The following is a 19273-nucleotide window of genomic DNA, read 5'->3' on the forward strand; positions in this document are numbered from 1 at the left end:
GCGCAAGAGCCCCTCCCCCATTTTCAGCACGTGTCAGCCCGCCAGCTTGTCGAGTTCGCGCAGGATGGCATCGCCCATCACGGAGGTGCCGACGCGGGCCGTGCCGGGCGACATGATGTCCGCCGTGCGCAGGCCGCCGGCCAGCACGTTGTTGATGCTCTGCTCGATCAGCGCCGCATCCTCCTCCATGCCGAAGCTCCAGCGCAGCAGCATGGCGAAGGACAGCATCTGCGCGCAGGGATTCGCGATGCCCTTGCCGGCGATGTCCGGCGCGGAGCCATGGATCGGCTCATAGAGCGCATGGCGCCGCCCGGAGGCATCCGGCGCGCCCAGCGTGGCGGAAGGCAGCATGCCGAGCGAGCCGGTCAGCGCCGCCGCCAGGTCCGACAGCACGTCGCCGAACAGGTTGCCGGCCAGGATCACGTCGAACTGCTTCGGGTTCGAGGCGAGCTGCATGGCGCAGTTGTCGGCATACATGTTCTGCAGGTCGATATCCGGGAATTCGGCCTTCGCCACCTCCCCGACCACGGCGCGCCACAGGCGGCCGGACTGCATCACATTCGCCTTGTCGATGCTCGTGACCTTGCGCCCGCGGCTGCGCGCGAGCTCGAAGGCGACGCGGGCGACGCGGGCGATCTCGTCCTCGGTATAGACCTCGGTGTCGATGCCGCGGCGCTTGCCGTCCGGCATCACCTCGACGCCGCGCGGCTCGCCGAAATAGATGCCGCCCGTGCTCTCACGCACGATGATGATGTCGAGGCCGCTGACGATCTCGGCCTTCAGCGAGGAGGCGCTGGCCAGCGGCGCCAGCACCGTGGCGGGGCGCAGGTTGGCGAAAAGGCCCAGCTCCTTGCGCAGGCGCAGGATGCCGAGCTCCGGCCGCTGCTCGAAGGGCAGGTTGTCCCATTTCGGTCCGCCGACGGAGCCGAAGAGCACGGCATCCGCCTCCTTGGCCCGTGCCACGGTCTCGTCGGAGCAGGGCGTCCCCTCGGCATCGATGGCGGCGCCGCCGACCAGCCCTTCCTCCACGGTGAAGGAGGCGGTGCGGCGACGGTTCATCCAGTCGATGACGCGGCGGACCTCGCGCATCACCTCGGGGCCGATGCCGTCGCCCGGCAGAACCAGGATCTTCTTGTTGGCCGTCATCAAAGAGTGGTTCCCGTCCCGAACATCCAGGGTTGCGCGGCGCGCTTGCGTGTCTCGAAGGCGTCGATCGCGGCGGCATGCTCCATGGTCTGGCCGATATCGTCCAGGCCATTCAGCAGCAGGTGCTTCCGCAGCGGATCCACGTTGAAGGGGATCTCCTCCCCATCCGGGCGGATCACCACCTGGCGCGCGAGATCGACCGTCAGCCGTGCATTGCCGCCCAGCTTGGCATCCTCCATCAGCTTCTCGCAGACGGCATGCGGCAGGCGCACCGGCAGGATGCCATTCTTGAAGCAGTTGTTGTGGAAGATGTCCGCGAAGTCCGGCGCGATGACGCAGCGGATGCCGAAGTCCAGCAGCGCCCAGGGCGCATGCTCGCGCGAGGAGCCGCAGCCGAAATTCTCGAAAGCGATGAGGATCTCGGCCTTGCGATAGGGTTCCTGGTTGAGCACGAAGTCCGGCTTCTCGCTGCCATCGGCCGCGTAGCGCATGTTGGCGAAGGCGCTCTTGCCCAGGCCGGTGCGCGCGATGGTCTTCAGGAAGCGGGCCGGGATGATCATGTCGGTATCGACATTGGCCAGCGGCAGCGGCGCCGCGATGCCGGTCAGCGTGGTGAAGGGCTGCATCAGCGCATGATCTCCCGCACATCGGTCAGGTGTCCGGTGACCGCCGCGGCGGCGGCCATGGCCGGGCTCAGCAGGTGCGTGCGCCCACCGGGGCCCTGGCGCCCCTCGAAGTTGCGGTTCGAGGTGGAGGCGCAGCGCTCGCCGGGCTTCAGCTTGTCCGGGTTCATGCCCAGGCACATGGAGCAGCCCGCCTCGCGCCACTCGAAGCCGGCCTCGATGAGGATCTTGTCCAGACCCTCCCGCTCCGCCTGCTCCTTCACCAGGCCGGAGCCCGGCACCGCCATGGCGCGCACGCCCGGGGCGATCCTGCGGCCCTTCAGAACCTCCGCCGCGGCGCGGATGTCCTCGATGCGCCCGTTGGTGCAGGAGCCGAGGAAGACCGCGTCGATCTTCACCTGCTCCATCGGCATGTTCGCCGTCAGGCCCATATAGTCCAGCATGCGCTGCATCTGCGCGCGCTTCGCCTCGTCCGCCTGCTCGGCCGGGTCGGGCACGCGGCCGGTCACCGGCACCACCGTTTCCGGCGAGGTGCCCCAGGTGACCTGCGGCACGATGGCACTGCCGTCCAGCGTGACCTCGGTGTCGAAATGCGCGCCCGGATCGGAGGGCAGCGTGCGCCAGTACTGGATCGCGCGCTCCAGCGCCTCGCCCTTCGGCCCCATCGGGCGCTCAGCCACATAGGCGAAGGTGGTCTCGTCGGGGGCCACCATGCCGGCGCGGGCACCGGCCTCGATCGACATGTTGCAGATCGTCATGCGGCCGGCCATGTCGAGGCCACGGATCACCTCGCCGGCGAACTCGATCACATGGCCCGTGCCGCCGGCGGTGCCGATCTTGCCGATGATGGCCAGCATCACGTCCTTGGCGGTGACGCCGAAGCCGAGCTTGCCATCGACCGTGATGCGCATGTTCTTCGCCGGCTTCTGCAGCAGCGTCTGGGTGGCGAGCACATGCTCCACCTCGGACGTGCCGATGCCGAAGGCCAGCGCGCCCATCGCGCCATGGGTGGAGGTATGGCTGTCGCCGCAGACGATGGTCATGCCCGGCAGGGACAGGCCCAGCTCCGGCCCGATGATATGGACGATCCCCTGCCGCTTGTCGGAAAGCGGGATGTAGGGAACGCCGAATTCCTTGACGTTCTTTTCCAGCGTCGCGATCTGCAGCGCGCTCTCGGCCTCGTTCACACCGGTGAAGCGGGTCGCGTCGGTGGGAACGTTGTGGTCCACCACGGCGATCGTCGCATCCGGGCGGCGCACCTTGCGGCCGGCCTGGCGGAGGCCCTCATAGGCCTGCGGCGACGTGACTTCGTGGGTAAGGTGCCGGTCGATGTAGAGGAGCGCCGTGCCGTCGGGCAACGTCTCGACGACGTGCGCGTCCCAGATCTTGTCGAACAGCGTGCGCGGCTTGGTTGCCGACATCGTGCGATCCTCCTGCAGTCAAAAAAGGCCCGCACCGTTGCCGGGGCGGGCCTTGCGGGCGCTCAGGCCTGCTTGCCTTCCGCCGGCGCCGCCGTCTCGCGCGTCATGGTGCGCTCGGCGATGCGGGCGGACTTACCGGTGCGGCCACGCAGGTAGTACAGCTTGGCGCGGCGCACCTTACCGCGGCGGACCACGGCGATCTCCGCCACGTTCGGGGAATAGAGCGGGAAGACGCGCTCCACGCCCTCGCCATAGGACAGCTTGCGGACCGTGAAGTTGCTGTGCAGGCCCTTGTTGGAGCGCGCGATCACGACGCCCTCATAAGCCTGGGTGCGGGTGCGCTCGCCCTCGACCACCTTCACCATCACGCGCACCGTGTCGCCGGCCTGGAAGTCCGGGGTGGCGCGGTTCGCGGTCAGGCGGGCCTTCTGGTCCGCATCGAACTGCTGAAGCAGGTTCATCTGTGTTGTCCTCGTCTTAACCGTTGATGTGGGAAGCGTCCGACGCTTCCACGTATGCTGTGTGGCGGGCCCAGAGATCCGGGCGGCGCAGGCGCGTGGCGGCCTCGGACTGCGCCGCGCGCCAGTTTGCGACCTCGGCATGGTGGCCGGAGAGCAGCACGTCGGGCACGCGGCGGCCGTTCCATTCGGCCGGGCGGGTGTAGTGCGGGTATTCCAGCAGGCCGTGGGAGAAGGACTCCTCCTCCCCGCTCTCGCTCGCCCCCATGACGCCGGGCAGGAGCCGGACGCAGGCATCGAGCAGGACCATGGCCGCCGGCTCGCCGCCGGACAGGACATAGTCGCCGATCGAGACCTCGGTCATGGCACGCGCTTCGATGACACGCTGGTCCAGCCCCTCGTAGCGGCCGCAGAGCACGACCACCCCGGGCCCGGCGGCGATGTCGCGCACCAGGGCCTGGTCGAGCAGCCGCCCGCGCGGCGTCATGTAGAGCAGGGGACGCTCATCCCCCTCCGCCATGACGGCCCCGCAGGCCGCGTCGATCACGTCCGGCCGCATCACCATGCCGGCGCCGCCGCCGAAGGGCGTGTCGTCCACGTTGCGGTGGCGCCCGGTGCCGAATTCGCGGATCTGCCGCGCCTCCAGGCTCCAGTCGCCCCGCTCCAGCGCGCGGCCGGCCAGGGAATGGCCCAGCGTGCCCGGGAACATCTCGGGGAAAAGGGTCAGGATGGTGGCGCGCCAGCTCATGCGGCCTCCCCTTCCCCCTTCTCCGAGTCACTCTCGGGCTGCACCACGATCTCCTCCGGCGGCACCACCGTGCAGCGCCCGCCGGCGACATCGACCACCGGCACGCAGGCGCGGGTGAAGGGAATCTCCCGGTCCCGCCCCTTCGCGTCGCGCAGGGTCACGAAGGCGCCGCCGCCGAAGTCGTCCACCGACACGATCCGGCCGAGCACCACCCCATCCTCGCCCACGGCCGAGAGGCCGATCAGGTCGGACAGGTAGAACTCGTCCTCCTCGGTCGGCGGCAGGGCCTCGCGCGGGACATAGAGCCGCACCCCGGTCAGCCGCGCCGCCGCGTCACGGTCGCTCACGCCCCGCACGCGGGCCAGGCCGCCCGGCAGCACCTCGACGGCGAAGCTCCGCTGGCCGCTCTCGTCGGTCAGCGTGCCATAGGCGGCGATCGCCTCCGGCGCCTCGGTGAAGGAGCGCAGTCGCAGCAGCCCCTTCACGCCATGGGGCCGGCCGAACTCGCCCACCAGGATACGCTTCGCACCCATCGGTGTGCCTCAGGAACCTCCGCCTTCGCCTCAGCCGTTCGCGGCCGCGGCGCGCTCCTGCGCCTTCTTCTTCGGCGCGGACTGCTTCGGCTGCTCGCGGAACTCAGGCATCGGGGCCAGACCGGCCTTGCCGAGGAACTTCGCCACGCGGTCGGTGGCCAGCGCGCCCTGGCTCAGCCAGTGAGCGATGCGCTCGTCATGCAGGCGGATGCGCTCGGCATGGTCGGCCGGCAGCATCGGGTTGTAGGAGCCCAGCTTCTCGATGAAACGGCCATCGCGCGGCGAGCGGCTGTCGGCCACCACGATGTGGTAGTAGGGGCGCTTCTTGGCACCGGCGCGGGCAAGGCGGATCTTAAGTCCCATGAGGTCCTCTCAGTACAGCTTGGAAAGGGGTTAGAAGGGCCGTCGGCCGCCGGCACCGGGCAGCAGGGCGGAAAGCCCCCCACGCATCAGTCCCTTCTGGCCGAGCTTGTTCATCCGCTTCATCATCGCGGACATGTCGTCGAACTGCTTGAGCAGCCTGTTCACTTCCTGGACCGTGACGCCGGAGCCGGCGGCGATGCGCTTCTTGCGCGACGCCTTGATGATGTCCGGCTTGCGGCGTTCCTGCACGGTCATGGAGGAGATGATCGCCGCCTGACGCTTCAGGATCGACTGGTCGAGATTGGCGTTCTCGAGCTGCGCCTTCATCTTGCCGATGCCGGGCAGCATGCCGAGGATGCCGGAAAGCGAACCCATCTTGCCGATCTGCTTGAGCTGGTTCGCGTAGTCCTCCAGGTCGAACTGCCCCTTCTGCATCTTCGCGGCCAGCTTCTCGGCCTGCTCACGGTCGATGGTCTCGGCGGCGCGCTCCACCAGCGAGACGATGTCGCCCATGCCCAGGATGCGGCTGGCGATGCGGTCGGGGTGGAAATCCTCCAGCGCGTCCAGCTTCTCGCCGGCGCCCAGCAGGCGGATCGGCGCGCCGGTCACGGCACGCATGGACAGCGCGGCGCCGCCACGGGCATCGCCGTCCACGCGGGTCATGGCGATGCCGTTGACGCCCACTTTCTCCTGGAAGGCGCGGGCAGTGTTCACGGCGTCCTGGCCGGTCATGGCGTCCACCACCAGAAGCGTCTGGTGCGGCTTCACCATGGCCTTGACCTGGGCGACCTCGGCCATCAGCGCCTCGTCGATCGCCAGACGGCCGGCGGTGTCGAGGATGACGACGTCGTAGAGCTCGCGCCGCGCCGTATCGAGGGCGCGGGCGGCGATCTCCAGCGGCCCCTGCCCGGCGACGATCGGCAGCGAACCGACCTCGGCCTGCTTCGCCAGCGTCTCCAACTGGAGCTGCGCGGCGGGGCGGTGCACGTCCAGCGAGGCCAGCAGCACCTTCCGGCGCTCGCGCGTGCGCAGCCGCAGCGCGATCTTGCCGGAGGTGGTGGTCTTGCCCGAGCCCTGCAGGCCGACCATCAGGATGGCGACGGGGGCCGGTGCATTGATGTCGATGCCGCGCTTGCCGTCATCGCCCTCGCCGCCGCCCAGGGCTTCCACGAGCACGTCGTGGACGATCTTGACGACCTGCTGCGCCGGGGAGACGGACTTGATGACCTCCACCCCGACGGCGCGCTCGCGGACCTTGTTGATGAGGTCCCGCGCCACCGGCAGGGCGACGTCGGCCTCCAGCAGCGCCACGCGAACCTCGCGCAGCGCCTCCGCCACGTCGGCCTCGGACAGGGCGCCACGCCGGCGGAGCCGGTCGAACACCCCATTCAGCCTGCCTGACAGCGCTTCGAACATGCGGGCGCCAAAACTCCAATGCGGTTCGCGCCGCTGCGCGAGCCTTCGCGGAGCGGCGGAGCCGGCCACCCTGGGCAGCCGACCGGTTTGCGGGACATGTCCCGGATGTGGGGGCTCTACGCCGCCCCCGCCCCCGGGTCAAGCACTTCGTCCCGGCCCGGCAGGCTCAGCCAGGCATCGGCGGGGTGGAGGCGGATCGGGTCGATCCTCATCGCCCTGCCGGCATGCCGCAAGGCGGCCCGCGCCGCCACCCGGCTTGACGCCGCGCCCGCCGCAGTCCGCCATGCGCGCCGACGCGTCAAGGAGAGTCGCCGCATGATCGCCCTGGACCCACGCCGAGCCGCCGGGGAAGCCCACGCCATCGCCCAAGGCTGGACCGAGGCCGGCGGCCCGGGCGGCGCCATCGTGCTGTTCGGGCCGGATGGGGTGCTGGAAGGCTTCGGCGGCGGCTTCGCCTCGCTGGAAACCCGCACGCCCTTCACGCCCGATACACCGAACCGCTGGGCTTCCATCAGCAAGCAGTTCTGCACCGCCACCGTACTGCTGGAGGGGCTGGACCTCGCCGCGCCGCTGGGCAGCCTGGTCCCGGAACTGCCGGAGGCGGTGGGCGCCGTCACGCTGGGCCAGGCGCTGGACATGACCGGCGGCCTGCCGGACCTGATGGAGACGCTGTCCCTGGCGGGCCTGCCCTCCTCCGCCTCGATCACGCGGGCGGAAGCCTTCGACGCCATCCGCCGCCTGCCCGGCATCAACGGCATCCCCGGCGCGGAGATGACCTACACCAACACGGGCTACCGGCTGGTGCAGCATGTCTTTCCGGAGCAGCGCGGGCGCTCCTATGCGGAACTGCTGCGCGAGCGCCTGCTGCGCCCGCTGGGGCTGGAGGCGGTCCACTTCCCCGAGGACGAATCCGAGCCGGTCACCGGTCTCGCCACCGGCTACTGGCACGATGGCAGCGAATGGCGCCGCGGCCGCTACGGGCTGCAATACTCGCCCTCCGGCGGGCTGGCGGGCAGCGCCGCCACCCTGGCCAAATGGGGCGCGGCGCTGATGGCCGGGCGCGGCCCGCTGGAGGGGATGCTCGCGCGGCTGAAGGCGGCGCGGGAGCCGCTGGGCGGCTTCTACCGCCTGGGGCTGAATGCCCCGGTCCTGGCCGAGGATGTCCCGCTTTTCGGCCATGGCGGCTCCTTGCCCGGCTATAAGGACCATATCCTCCTCTCGCCCTCGCTCGGCCTGGGCGTGGTGGTCCTCTGCAACCGCGAGGACGCGGACCCGCTCTGGAACGCCCTCCGCATCGTCTCCGCCTGGACGGGACGCGCCCTGCCCGCCACCGCTGGCCTGCCCGCCGGCCTCTACGCGGCGGCCAGCGGCCCCTTCTGGGCCGAGGCCACGGGCGACACCATCACCTTCATGGGCACCACGGACCGGCTCTTCGCGGATGGGGCGGGCGGGGTGCGGACCCTGCCCGTCTATCTGGAAGCCACGCTGAAGGCGGAGGCGGATGGCAGCCTGCGTGGCCATGTCGGCCGCATGGCGCAGCACCTCCTGCCGGTTCCGCCAGGGCTGGCGCTGGCCCCCTCCCTTGTCGGCGAATGGCGGGACGACGCCTATGGCGCGCGGCTGAGCATCCGGGCCGATGGCAACGCCGAACTGCCCGGCATCCCGGGCGTGCGGACCGCGCTGACGCCGCTGCCGGGTGGCCGCGCCCTGGCCTCTCGCACGCATAACGGCTCGACCATGCGGATCTGCCTCTTCCCTGCTGGCGAGGGACGCCTGCGCCTCGCCTCGCACCGGTCGCGCGTGCTGGAATTCCGGCGCGCCTGACGCGCCGGCCGCCGCGCTCTCCTGAAAAGGGAGCGCGGCGAAGCCGTCAGTGGATCTCGTCGGCCTTCGAGAGTGCTTCCTTCAGCGCCGCCACGGAGAAGTCGCGCGAGCGGCACAGATCCAGCACCACCGCCTCCCGCCGCATGCAGAGCTCGATCGCGGCGGGCAGCTTGGTCACCGCGTCATGCGGCACGACCACGGCGCCGTGCCGGTCGGCATGCACCACCGCGTCGTGATGCGCGGCCATGCCGTGCACCGAAACCTCCTGCCCGTACTGCACCACATGCACATAGGCGTGGGAGGGGTTCACCACCCCCGCCAGCATCTGGAATCCGGCGGCGGCGGTGTCGAGGTCGCGGATCGAGCCATTGGTGACGACGCCCAGCGCACCCAGCGACTTATGGACATTGGTATGGACCTCACCCCAGAAGGCGCCGGTTCCGGGCGTGTCGTCGAGGTCCTGGATCACCACCACGGTGGGCATCGCCGCATCCGCCACATACTCGTACCAGCCGAGCCGGGCGGCGCGGTCCACCTCCCGCGCCCGGCCGGAGGGCGAGGCGGCGCGGATCGTCGCGGTGCGGGCCAGGCCGCAGACCGGCTTCAGCGTCGGGTCGGAGGCGACCAGTGGGCGGATGGTGAAGCCGTAGCCGCGCCGGTGCGGCACCACCAGTTCCAGCGCGTTGCAGATCGTGGGCGTGTCCCATTGCCGCAGGGCGTCCAGATCCGCGGCGGTGAAGGGATACTCGGCCATGTCCGTCTCCTTGCCAGCCATCCCGGGGGCGCCGCTCCTTCCGCCGGCCCGGCCAGGATCATCATGGCAGGGCGGGGCGGCGCCGGGGCTGGGTCGGGCGCATCCTCCCGGTCGCGGGCGCAACGGTCAAATGCCAGAATACGCAGCCCGGACGCGGAGCCTGTGCCATGGCGGCAGGCTCCGCTCACCAGCCTCAGCGGCGGCGCAGCAGCAGCGTCAGCAGGATGCCGCCCAGCACCGCGATCGGCGCGCTCTTGCGTGCCACGCCGAGGAAGACCTCCTCCGCCGCGCCGGACAGCGCGACGTCGCGTACCGCCCGCGCCTCGATCTCCGCGTTGGAATGGCCGCTGCGCGAGGCAAGCAGCGCCAGAACCAGCGCCAGGACAAGATCCACCGCCAGCAGGATCGCCGCGGCACCCACGGCCCCGGCATGGAAGAAAGCGAAGTTGTAGATGAGGATATGCAGCATGATGAAGGCGGCGAGACCGAAGACGGCGGCGATCAGCCAGTAGAGCAACTGGTTGATCTTGCTCCCGGCCTGCACCTTCAGGCGGCGGCTTTCGGCCTGGGCCGCCATGCCCACGAGGCGGAGCGCGCGCAGCATCATCTCAGCGCCCCGTCAGGCGGGCGATGACATAGCCGATGGCCGCCGCGATCAGCAGCGAGGTCACCGGCCGTTCCCGCACCCGTTCCTGGAAATCGTCGTAGCGATACTGCACCGACTCGGCGACATCCCCCGCATAGGCTTCCACCCGGTCCACCCCACGGTTCAGCGAATCGGTACGTTCGGCGAGGAGCCCCTCCACCTTGCGGCGCAGGTCGGCGATCTGGGCGCGCACATCGGAGGCCGTGGCCTCCGCCTGTGCCCTGGCCTCCCGGCCGGGCTGGGACTGCTCTGACATCGTCGTCTCCTGTGGTCACGCGGTCGAGGTCGCAACGTCACGTTGCAGAACCGGTTGCCACTTGGCGAGAGCATGCTGCGAGAGGGCGTGGGCCTGTGCCCAGACGGCCATGGCTCAGGTCATGGCCCACGGCCATGACCGGCGGCTTTCCGGGCGGTCAGGCGGCCCTGCGCGTCCGGTCCCCAAGGTTGCGCGCGGGGGCGGCACGCTCGTGCAGGGGGAAGCGGACGCGCCAGCAGGTGCCTGGGCCATCTTCCCGCAGCAGGCGCCCGCCAAGCTGGCGTGCGAAACCGTCCAGGAGTTGCAGGCCGAGGCCCAGGCCACGTGGCGCGGCCTCGCTGGCGGGCAGGCCGACGCCGTCGTCATGGACATCGAGGATCACATCCGGGCCGTCCCGCGTGACGCGCACGGTGACGGTGCCGGTGGCATCGCCGGGAAAGCCATGGGCAACGGCGTTGCTGACCGCCTCCGTGACGAAGAGCGCGACCGTCACCGCTTGGTCGGTGGAGATCCGCAAGTCCCCTTCCGCCTCGATCCGCAGCTTCAGCCTCTCGCCGGCCACCTCCCCCTGGGAGGAGAACTGCTGGGTCGCCAGCTCCTCCAGGAAGGGACGCAGCGCGATCGCCTCGAAGGACTGCTGCGTGTAGAGGTAGCGGTGCAGTGTGGCGATGGCACGCACCCGGTCGCGCGCCGCCCGGAACTCCGCCTGCACCTTCGAATCGCGGATGCGGTTGGCCTGGAGGTTCAGCAGGGACGAGACGATCTGCAGGTTGTTCTTCACCCGGTGATGGATCTCGGCCATCAGCGCGTCGCGCTGGTCCAGCGCATCGACGAGATCCGTTTCCCGCGCCGCCAGCGCGCGCGTCGCGTCGTCGAAGGCCTGCTCCAGCTCGATCACCTCGCGCGGCTCGATGCCATTGGGTGCCCGCTCGAAGACCATGCCGGGGCGCCAGCGCTTCACCCGCTCCGTCAGGGAATGCAGCGGCCGCACCAGGCCGAGATCCGCGCCCACCACGATCGCAACCAGACAGACCAGCAGGAAGGCGGAGAGTTCCGCCATGCGTTGCAGCAGCGTGCTCCAGGCGGTGGCCCGGACCGGTTCATAGGCCTGCCCCACCACGATCCGCAGGCCCGGGCCGAAGGGCGCGACGGCATAGGACATCTCCGCGCCATTGCGGGCGGTGGCCTGCACCACGCTCTCCGGTGGGCTCAGGATCGCGAGGTCACGCGGTGCGAGATCTGCTTCCCCGCCCTGTAAGGGGACCACTTCCCCCTGCCCGTCCACCAGCCAGGAGAACTGCCCGGGAACGGGATAAAGGCCAGGGCGCAGGAAACTGCTCAGCAGCAGCGTGCCTCCCACCAGCACGCGAGGCTGACCGGGCGGGCGGGACAGCGCCAGGGCAAAGGGAAGCCTGGCATGCTGGTCACCATCGGCCGGGACGATGTCCCCGAAGGCCGGAAGCCCGCTGGGCAGGGCGGCGTTGATCCGGTCCCGCGGCGGCATGACGGCCCTCGCCTCCGGCAGGGCGGAGCAGATATGGGCGTGCTCCCCATCGGAGATCCAGAGATTGGCGTAGCGGCCGGGATAGAGCTCCAGCACCCGGCGCAACTCGCTCGCGCAGCCTTCGCCGGAACCGTTGTGCGGAAGGTCGATGCGCGAAAGGGATTGCAGCATGGCGGTCATGCCATCGACCTTGGCGGCGGCCTGGACGAGCACCAGCTCGCGCTGGGTCGCCAGACGGCGCGAAGCCTCCTCGAAGGTCGCCTCGCGTCCCTGCATCGCATTGGTGGCGGCAATCACGAGCACGGGTACGCCAGCCGCCATGAGCAGGGCGGTCATGCGACCTCTGATGCCTGCCAGGAAGCCGACGACCCGCCCCGCGCGCTGTGGCGGGACGGGCCTGCCGGTCATTTTTCCCGATCCTGCTCGATCAGCTTGAGAAGATCCTCGGGAATCGGCTCACTCGCCACGTCATCGAACATGGTGTGCAAGCCCATCTGGAGCCACTTGTTGAAGGCTGCATCGGAAGTACTTTCCGATTGCCGTCCGGCTTCCTCAGGCCTCTGACCGGCCAGCGGCATGGGACGTCCCTTTTTTTTCGGTTTGCCGTCCATTAACCGAAGATGGTTGCCCGATCCCCTTCATCGGCCGTCATGGAGGCGCGGCCCTTGCCCGAGACGGCGGCACGGCGCGGCTGGGCGGCGGGACGACTCGTCGCGCGACCGGTACCACGCTCCTCGCCGGTCAGCCAGCGCTGCAGCGTCTGACGGGCGCGGAAGACGCGGCATTTCGCGGTGCCGACGGCGCAGTTCATCGCCGCAGCAACTTCCTCATAGGACATGCCCTGCACCGTCACCATCACCAGGGCGGTGCGCTGCTCCACCGGCAGGCGGGCCATGTGGATGCGCAGTTCGCGCATCACCAGGCTATCCTCCTGCGCACCCGGGCGGGCAAAAGCGCTGCTCGGCACATCGTCCAGATCCGCCGTCTCGCGCTTGCGGCGGATGTCGGAGATGAAGCGGTTGCGCAGGATGCGGAACATCCAGGCGCCGAAATTGGTGCCGGGGGTGAAGGAGTGGCGCGCGGCCAGAGCCGAGGTCACGGCGGCCTGCACCAGATCATCAGCATCGGCACGGTTACGCGTCAGCGCCAGGGCTTGCACCCGGAGCCGCGGCAGTGTGGTGGTGAGCAGGTCGTGGAAGTTGAACTCACCTTCGTACGTCGCGGTCTGGGTGTCGGCGGTCTGGCTCATGTCGCTACTCCGCATATCGTGGCCGGCGAACAAGCCGGCCTTCATGGGAGGGGGGGGGGGGGGGGGGGGGGGGGGGGGGGGGGGGGGGGGGGGGGGCGGCGGTCAATGCACGAGCGCGAAAATCGGTTGCCGCCGAAGGCGCGTTTTCTTGCTTTTTTTCGTTTTTACATGAATTCAATGCATTAGATGGGTTCGTCCGCCTCTTCCTTCGGAGCGAAGCTGGTCGCGAGCCGGGCCCGGGCCCGGGACACGCGCGCCTTCAGCGTGCCGACCGCCACGCCCGCAATCCCGGCCGCTTCCTCGTAGGAAAATCCCAGAGCCCCGACCAGCACCAGCGCCTCACGCTGTTCCGCCGGCAGGCCGGCCAGGGCCCGGTCCAGCCCCGCGACTTCCAGCCGGGCATGCTGGCCACCTTCGGCACGCTCCTCTTCCTCCGGCCGCACGGCATCCAGCATCCGCCGCTCGCTCGCGCCACGGCGGCGGCTTTCGTAGAAGACATTGCGCAAGATGCTGAAACTCCACGCACGCAAGCTTGTTCCGGCCTGCCATTGCGCTTCCGCCCTGAGTGCCCGAACTAGGGTTTCCTGGACCAGATCGTCAGCGACGGAGACGTCGCGTGCCAGGAACCTTCCGAAGGCACGCAGATCGGGAAGAAGCTGTGCGAGGCCGGCGCGAAAATCGGTGCTGGGATGGTCCATTCTTGTCTTCGGTCGAGGGCGCGGAAGCGGCGCCGGTGAGGGAGTAGCACGATGAACGCTGTCACGCAGGGGGAGCTTCTCCGGGCCCTGCCCTACGCACGGCGCTATGCACGCGCTCTCGCGGGTGGGCAGGAGGCGGGCGACAGGCTGGTGGCGGACGCGCTGCGCGCGGGATTGCCCCAGGTGCCGGTCCATCTGGCCCTTTACGCGGGCGTGACCGCCAGGATCGCGACGGACGCCGCAGGGCGGGAGAATGATGGGAAAGAGGGAGAGGGCACGATGAGCCTGCGGCAGCGGCAGCTCCTGCTCCTCACCGCCCTGGAGGACCTGCCGATCCGCGATGCGGCCCTGGTCGTCGGCCTGGAACAGTCCGCGGCGGAGTCCGAGCTGGAGACGGCACACTCCGTCCTCCGCGCCACGGCCGCGACGGATGTGCTGGTGATCGAGGACGAGCCGATCATCGCCATGGACATCCGCCAGCTCGTGGAAGGCTGCGGCCACCATGTGGTCGGCATGGCCTCCGACGAGGCCGAGGCGGTGGAGTTGGCGCGGTCGCTACGCCCCGGCCTGATCCTCGCGGATGTGAATCTGGGCCCAGGCGGGGATGGCATCACGGCAGTGGAGCGTATCCTCGGCGAGCAGAAGATCCCGGTGATCTTCGTCACCGCCTATCCGGAACGGCTGCTCACGGCGGAACGGCTGGAACCGGCCTTTATCATCAGCAAGCCCTTCGAGCCGGTGGCCCTGGCCATCGCCACCTACCAGGCCGTGTCCGGCGGCGTCCGGCTCGGCTGATCCCTTCCTCTCCCGGTGGCCGCCGCGCCACCGGGGCAGCGCGAAGACGAACGGCCCCTTCCAGGGGCCGTTTGCCCTTTTCCCCGGCATCGCTCACGACTCTCCGGAATGGGCCCGATCGTGACACGCGGGACACGTTGCGGGCTTCCGAAGAATGCTCGGCAACTGGCCCGGGGGGCGCACGTTCACCGACCGCAAGGTTGAGGAACATTGCCATGCTTTACTGGACTGTTATCTTTCTGATCATTGCCCTGGTCGCCGGCGTGCTGGGTTTCGGCGGCGTGGCCTCCGCCGCCAGCGGCATCGCCAAGATCCTCTTCGTCATCTTCCTTGTGCTCTTCCTGATCTCGCTCGTCGCGGGACGCGGCTGGGTGTGACGTGTGGCGGCCGGCCCCTGTCCTGGCGCTCGCTCTCGGCGGCCTGGCCGCCGGCGGGGCGATGGCACAGGAGGCTGGCCGCAACAGACCCAGCGGCAGTATCGCGCCGCCCAGCACGGAGGATGGAAGGCTGTGGTTCGACCCCACGCAACTTCCCTCCTTCACGGGCGTGGTTGAACGCTATCTCCTGAACCCCGAAGGCAAGATCGACCGGCTGCTGTTCCGCGAGGGGCCGCAGATCATCTTGCCCGGCCCTGTCGGCAGCGAGGTGGAGCGCCAGGTCGCTCCAGGACAGAGCATCGTCGTGTGGGGCATCCGGGCGCGCAAGGCGCCGGTGATCATCATGCTGGCCTGGGCGAAGGACACCAACTCGGCGCCCCGCTTCGTGGAGCGGCCGAGCTGGGGCATTGGCACCTATCGTTCCGGCCAACAGGATGTCGAGGTCTCCGGCCAGATCGTGGCGCCCCTCTACACACCCCAAGGCGACAGCATGGGGGTGATCCTCCAGGACGGGATGGTGATCCGCCTGCCGCCCAGCGTAGCGGAGGCGATGGGGGACCGGCTGGCGGTCGGGCGGGAAATCGCCGCCTCCGGCCGCGGTGTCAGCGGCGAGCATGGCCGGGCCGTGGATGCCGAGCGCATCGGCGCCAATCTTGCGGCATTGGGCGCCCTGACCAGCCCCGCGGAGAAGCGCCCGTGAACCCACGCACCCGCGAGGTGCAGATCCAGACCGGTGCGTTGCGCGGCTTCCTGAAACTGTCCGGCGCCTATTTCTGGCAGGAGCGGTCCGCGCGCTGGATGGTGCTAGGCCTCTTCGTACTGACGCTGCTGCAGATCGTCATCCAGATCCGTTTCAACCTCTGGAACCGCGATTTCTTCAACGCACTGGAGAATCGCGACCGGGACGAGTTCTTCTGGCAGATGTGGCTCTTCCTGCTGCTGGCCCTCGCCTCGATGATCACGGCAGTCTACCAGCTTTACGTGAAGCAGCTCACGCAGCTTCGCTGGCGGCAATGGCTGACGCGGAAGCTGGTCGGGGCCTGGATGACCGACGCCCGGCACTATCAGATGGAGAAGGCCGGAGGCGCGGACAATCCCGATCAGCGCATCGCCGAGGATGTGCGGGCCGCCACGGAGATGGCGCTGGATTTCGCGACTGGCATCTTCAACGCCGTGGTGATGCTGATCGCCTTTATCGGCATTCTCTGGACCATCTCGGGGCCGCTCTATCTCACGCTCTTCGGGCAGGACGTTGTGATCCCTGGCTACATGGTCTGGGCGGCGCTGATCTATGCGGTGGCAGGGTCTGTTCTCACCTATCTCGTCGGTCGACCGATGGTGATGCTGAATTTCCTCCGGACATCGCGTGAAGCGGATTTCCGTTTCAGCCTGGTGCGGGCAAGGGAGAACAGCGAAGGCATCGCGTTGATCGGGGGGGAGCACGACGAGAGGCGTGCGCTTGATGGGATCTTCGCTCATACGGCCGCGGCGGTGAAAGCGCTGATGCAGAGCCAACGCCGCCTGATGTGGCTGACCAGTGCCTATGGGATGCTGACCTATGTCTTTCCGACCGTGGTCGCGGCGCCATCCTATTTCTCCGGCGCGATCACTCTGGGCGGGCTGATGCAAATCGGTTCCGCCTTCGGCTCGGTGCAATCATCCCTGAACTGGTTCGTGGACAATTTCCCGCGCCTCGCCGAATGGCGCAGCAGCGTCGAGCGGCTGCTCACCTTCCAGGAAGCGTTGAAGCAGGTTGAGGACATGGTGTCGCACCCGGAGAACCCGGTGATCGCGCGTAGCATTGCCCCGCAAGGGGGCCAGGACCCCGAGAGTCTGTCCTTCCGGGATGTGCAGGTGGCTTTCGCCGATGGCTCCGTGGTGATCGCCGAGGCTTCCGGCGAGATACGGGCCGGCGAGCGCGTGCTGATCAAGGGGGCGTCGGGGACGGGCAAGAGCACGTTGTTCCGCGCCTTCGCCGGTGTCTGGCCCTGGGGAAGCGGCGAGATCCGCATGCCGCCCGCTGAGAGCACGATCTTCATGCCACAGCGGCCCTATATTCCGCTCGGGACACTGCGCAATGCGCTGGCCTATCCCCTGGGGGCAGAGAAAGCAAATGACGAGATCAGTTGTGCGGCTCTGCGGCGCGTGGGGCTGGACAGGCTGTGCGACCGGCTTGACCAGGAAGAACGCTGGGACCAGTTGCTGAGCCTGGGGGAGCAGCAGCGCCTCGCCTTCGCACGTCTGTTCATCCAGAGGCCGCGCTGGATCTTCATGGACGAGGCGACTGCTGCCCTCGATGAAGAGAACCAGAACATGATGATGCGCATGCTGATCGAGGAACTCCCGGGCTCAGCATTGATTTCCATCGGACACAGGCCGGGGCTGGAGTTCTTCCATCATCGGGTGCTGATGCTGCAGCGTGGGCCCGAAGGCGCGAAGCTGGCCATCCCACCACGTCCCCAGGTGAAGCTGCGGCGGATCGGCGACCGATTGCCTAAGCTGACGATCCGACGGCGTGTGCGGGAGGATGTTTAACAAGCGTTTGGATGCGGGGACAGGATTTGAACCTGTGACCTTCAGGTTATGAGCCTGACGAGCTACCGGGCTGCTCCACCCCGCGTTGGGATCTGAGTGTGCTGAACTGGTCGTAAGTTGTGATTGGGTTCCCATCGGGCGGCCTGGCGGCGACCGACTCTCCCGCGTCTTGAGACGCAGTACCATGGGCGCTGAGGCGTTTCACGGCCGAGTTCGGGATGGGATCGGGTGTGGCAGCCTCGCTAGGGCCACCAGGCCACCGGATGGGAACCGGGTGTAGTGTGTACGACCAGATGCTGGGGTGATGGGGGGATCTGGGGCAGGCTGCTGTTGTGGCGTGCGGGCTGCTCTGAGGGGGCGTGTTGGGTGGGTGTGTGAGTGTGTGTGGTGAGCGGGTGCGCTTTGGTGCTGCGCGCGGTGTCCCCTTGTTGAGGGGGGCTGCGGTGTGGGGGAGATGGAGTTCGATCGGGCGATTAGGATCGCTCGGCTGCATGCATTGCTGCACTTCCACCTGCGACCTATCGACGTGGTGGTCTTCCACGGCCCTTGGGGAGACCTGGTTTTGAGGCTGGTTTCCCGCTTAGATGCCTTCAGCGGTTATCCGTTCCGCACTTAGCTACCCGGCGATGCGGCTGGCGCCACAACCGGTGCACCAGAGGTGCGTCCATCCCGGTCCTCTCGTACTAGGGACAGATCCTCGCAAGTCTCCAACACCCATGGCAGATAGGGACCGAACTGTCTCACGACGTTCTAAACCCAGCTCACGTACCGCTTTAATCGGCGAACAGCCGAACCCTTGGGACCTGCTCCAGCCCCGGGATGCGATGAGCCGACATCGAGGTGCCAAACCTCCCCGTCGATGTGGACTCTTGGGGGAGATCAGCCTGTTATCCCTAGAGTACCTTTTATCCGTTGAGCGATGGCCCTTCCACGCGGGACCACCGGATCACTAAGGCCGACTTTCGTCTCTGCTCGCGCTGTCGCGCTCGCAGTCAGGCGGGCTTATGCCTTTGCACTCAACAGCCGATGTCCGACCGGCCTGAGCCCACCATCGCGCGCCTCCGTTACACTTTGGGAGGCGACCGCCCCAGTCAAACTGCCCACCACGCAGGGTCCTGGCCCGGGCTGACCGGGCTCAGTGAGATGCCAGAAAGAAACAGGGTGGTATTTCAAGGTTGCCTCCACCTGAGCTGGCGCCCGGGTTTCGATGGCTCCCACCTATCCTACACAGTTCCTTCCTGGCACCACTGCGAAGCTGCAGTAAAGGTTCATAGGGTCTTTCCGTCTGACCACGGGTACCCCGCATCTTCACGGGGAATTCAATTTCGCTGAGTCCATGCTGGAGACAGTGGGGAAGTCGTTACACCATTCGTGCAGGTCGGAACTTACCCGACAAGGAATTTCGCTACCTTAGGACCGTTATAGTTACGGCCGCCGTTTACCGGGGCTTCGGTTCGATGCTTGCACATCTCCCCTTGACCTTCCGGCACCGGGCAGGTGTCAGACCCTATACGTCATCTCTCGATTTCGCAGAGCCCTGTGTTTTTACTAAACAGTCGCTACCCCCTGGTCTGTGCCACCCGCCTCTGGTTGCCCAGCGGCGGGTCTCGCTTATCCCGAAGTTACGCGAGTAATTTGCCTAGTTCCTTCAGCATGGTTCTCTCAAGCGCCTCGGTATTCTCAACCAGTCCACCTGTGTCGGTTTCGGGTACGGTCTTATCGACAGCGCTATTTCCTGGGCTGCTCCAGCCGCCATCCCAATCCGATAAGGGATGACGGAATTTCGCAGCCGTCACGTCTGTCAGGCCCAGGACTATTCACCTGGTTCCCATCGACTACGGCTTTCGCCCTCGCCTTAGGGGCCGGCTCACCCTGCGCGGATTGACCTTGCGCAGGAACCCTTGGACTTTCGGCGACAGGGGTTCTC

Annotated in this window: 20 protein-coding genes, 1 tRNA gene and 2 rRNA genes (1 of these 23 only partly in view); 5 read left to right on the forward strand and 18 right to left on the reverse strand. The window is 68.1% G+C overall.

Going from position 1 to position 19273, the window contains the following annotated elements; all coding sequences use genetic code 11:
* Positions 1-33 precede the first annotated feature (33 nt).
* From leuB to ffh, 8 genes are all read right to left on the reverse strand, one after another.
* Positions 34-1146, reverse strand: a complete 1113-nt coding sequence (gene leuB / locus MVG78_RS14030) for a 3-isopropylmalate dehydrogenase (RefSeq protein ID WP_247552457.1) — start codon at positions 1144-1146, stop codon at positions 34-36.
* A complete protein-coding gene (gene leuD / locus MVG78_RS14035) occupies positions 1146-1772 on the reverse strand; it encodes a 3-isopropylmalate dehydratase small subunit (protein WP_247552458.1) in 627 nt (208 codons plus the stop codon). The genes leuB and leuD overlap by 1 nt, the downstream gene beginning before the upstream one ends.
* On the reverse strand, positions 1772-3190 hold the full coding sequence (gene leuC / locus MVG78_RS14040) for a 3-isopropylmalate dehydratase large subunit (RefSeq protein ID WP_247552459.1): 1419 nt from the start codon (positions 3188-3190) through the stop codon (positions 1772-1774). The genes leuD and leuC overlap by 1 nt, the downstream gene beginning before the upstream one ends.
* A 62-nt stretch (positions 3191-3252) precedes the next feature.
* Positions 3253-3651, reverse strand: a complete 399-nt coding sequence (gene rplS, locus MVG78_RS14045) for a 50S ribosomal protein L19 (RefSeq protein ID WP_247552461.1) — start codon at positions 3649-3651, stop codon at positions 3253-3255.
* A gap of 16 nt (positions 3652-3667) precedes the next feature.
* Positions 3668-4396 carry a tRNA (guanosine(37)-N1)-methyltransferase TrmD gene (gene trmD / locus MVG78_RS14050; protein ID WP_247552463.1) on the reverse strand — a complete coding sequence of 243 codons (729 nt, stop codon included), beginning with the start codon at positions 4394-4396 and terminating at the stop codon, positions 3668-3670.
* Positions 4393-4929, reverse strand: a complete 537-nt coding sequence (gene rimM / locus MVG78_RS14055) for a ribosome maturation factor RimM (RefSeq protein ID WP_247552465.1) — start codon at positions 4927-4929, stop codon at positions 4393-4395. The genes trmD and rimM overlap by 4 nt, the downstream gene beginning before the upstream one ends.
* A gap of 30 nt (positions 4930-4959) precedes the next feature.
* Positions 4960-5292 carry a 30S ribosomal protein S16 gene (rpsP, locus tag MVG78_RS14060; RefSeq protein WP_247552466.1) on the reverse strand — a complete coding sequence of 111 codons (333 nt, stop codon included), beginning with the start codon at positions 5290-5292 and terminating at the stop codon, positions 4960-4962.
* A 30-nt stretch (positions 5293-5322) separates the two neighbouring features.
* A complete protein-coding gene (gene ffh / locus MVG78_RS14065; RefSeq protein ID WP_247552468.1) occupies positions 5323-6708 on the reverse strand; it encodes a signal recognition particle protein in 1386 nt (461 codons plus the stop codon).
* Between the two features lie 315 nt (positions 6709-7023).
* On the opposite strand from ffh, the gene MVG78_RS14070 reads away from it, so the two are divergent.
* Complete coding sequence (locus tag MVG78_RS14070; protein ID WP_247552470.1) at positions 7024-8532, forward strand: serine hydrolase domain-containing protein; 1509 nt, start codon at positions 7024-7026, stop codon at positions 8530-8532.
* 46 nt (positions 8533-8578) lie between these two features.
* Here MVG78_RS14070 and MVG78_RS14075 read toward each other — a convergent pair whose 3' ends face one another.
* The 7 genes from MVG78_RS14075 to MVG78_RS14105 form a co-directional block, all read right to left on the reverse strand.
* Positions 8579-9307, reverse strand: coding sequence for an RraA family protein (locus tag MVG78_RS14075; RefSeq protein ID WP_247552472.1), 729 nt, complete (start codon positions 9305-9307; stop codon positions 8579-8581).
* Positions 9308-9479: 172 nt separating this feature from the next.
* Complete coding sequence (locus tag MVG78_RS14080) at positions 9480-9893, reverse strand: hypothetical protein (RefSeq protein ID WP_247552474.1); 414 nt, start codon at positions 9891-9893, stop codon at positions 9480-9482.
* Position 9894: 1 nt separating this feature from the next.
* Positions 9895-10188: a hypothetical protein gene (locus MVG78_RS14085; protein ID WP_247552476.1), complete on the reverse strand. Its 294-nt coding sequence runs from the start codon at positions 10186-10188 to the stop codon at positions 9895-9897.
* A 157-nt stretch (positions 10189-10345) separates the two neighbouring features.
* Positions 10346-12028 carry a sensor histidine kinase gene (locus tag MVG78_RS14090; protein ID WP_247552478.1) on the reverse strand — a complete coding sequence of 561 codons (1683 nt, stop codon included), beginning with the start codon at positions 12026-12028 and terminating at the stop codon, positions 10346-10348.
* A 68-nt stretch (positions 12029-12096) separates the two neighbouring features.
* Positions 12097-12303 (reverse strand): NepR family anti-sigma factor, encoded by a 207-nt coding sequence (locus MVG78_RS14095; protein WP_428480665.1) that lies wholly within the window; start codon positions 12301-12303, stop codon positions 12097-12099.
* On the reverse strand, positions 12303-12941 hold the full coding sequence (locus tag MVG78_RS14100; RefSeq protein ID WP_247552480.1) for a sigma-70 family RNA polymerase sigma factor: 639 nt from the start codon (positions 12939-12941) through the stop codon (positions 12303-12305). The genes MVG78_RS14095 and MVG78_RS14100 overlap by 1 nt, the downstream gene beginning before the upstream one ends.
* Before the next feature lie 182 nt (positions 12942-13123).
* Positions 13124-13639 (reverse strand): sigma-70 family RNA polymerase sigma factor, encoded by a 516-nt coding sequence (locus tag MVG78_RS14105; RefSeq protein ID WP_247552481.1) that lies wholly within the window; start codon positions 13637-13639, stop codon positions 13124-13126.
* Between the two features lie 51 nt (positions 13640-13690).
* On the opposite strand from MVG78_RS14105, the gene MVG78_RS14110 reads away from it, so the two are divergent.
* From MVG78_RS14110 to MVG78_RS14125, 4 genes are all read left to right on the forward strand, one after another.
* On the forward strand, positions 13691-14434 hold the full coding sequence (locus MVG78_RS14110) for a PhyR family response regulator anti-anti-sigma factor (RefSeq protein ID WP_247552483.1): 744 nt from the start codon (positions 13691-13693) through the stop codon (positions 14432-14434).
* Between the two features lie 215 nt (positions 14435-14649).
* Complete coding sequence (locus MVG78_RS14115; RefSeq protein WP_019462915.1) at positions 14650-14811, forward strand: DUF1328 domain-containing protein; 162 nt, start codon at positions 14650-14652, stop codon at positions 14809-14811.
* A gap of 1 nt (position 14812) precedes the next feature.
* The gene (locus MVG78_RS14120; protein ID WP_247552485.1) at positions 14813-15511 is read left to right on the forward strand and encodes a hypothetical protein; all 699 of its coding nucleotides are present in this window, start codon (positions 14813-14815) and stop codon (positions 15509-15511) included.
* On the forward strand, positions 15508-17346 hold the full coding sequence (locus tag MVG78_RS14125) for an ABC transporter ATP-binding protein/permease (RefSeq protein WP_247552487.1): 1839 nt from the start codon (positions 15508-15510) through the stop codon (positions 17344-17346). Before MVG78_RS14120 ends, MVG78_RS14125 begins: the two co-directional genes overlap by 4 nt.
* Before the next feature lie 8 nt (positions 17347-17354).
* On the opposite strand, the gene MVG78_RS14130 is transcribed toward MVG78_RS14125, so the two are convergent.
* The 3 genes from MVG78_RS14130 to MVG78_RS14140 form a co-directional block, all read right to left on the reverse strand.
* Positions 17355-17431, reverse strand: a tRNA-Met gene (locus MVG78_RS14130).
* A 56-nt stretch (positions 17432-17487) separates the two neighbouring features.
* Positions 17488-17602: ribosomal RNA gene (gene rrf / locus MVG78_RS14135) — 5S ribosomal RNA — on the reverse strand.
* A gap of 196 nt (positions 17603-17798) precedes the next feature.
* Positions 17799-19273 (reverse strand): 23S ribosomal RNA (locus MVG78_RS14140) (it continues 1268 nt past the right edge of the window).

The organism is Roseomonas gilardii subsp. gilardii (genome assembly GCF_023078375.1).
Taxonomy (GTDB): Bacteria; Pseudomonadota; Alphaproteobacteria; order Acetobacterales; family Acetobacteraceae; genus Roseomonas; species Roseomonas gilardii.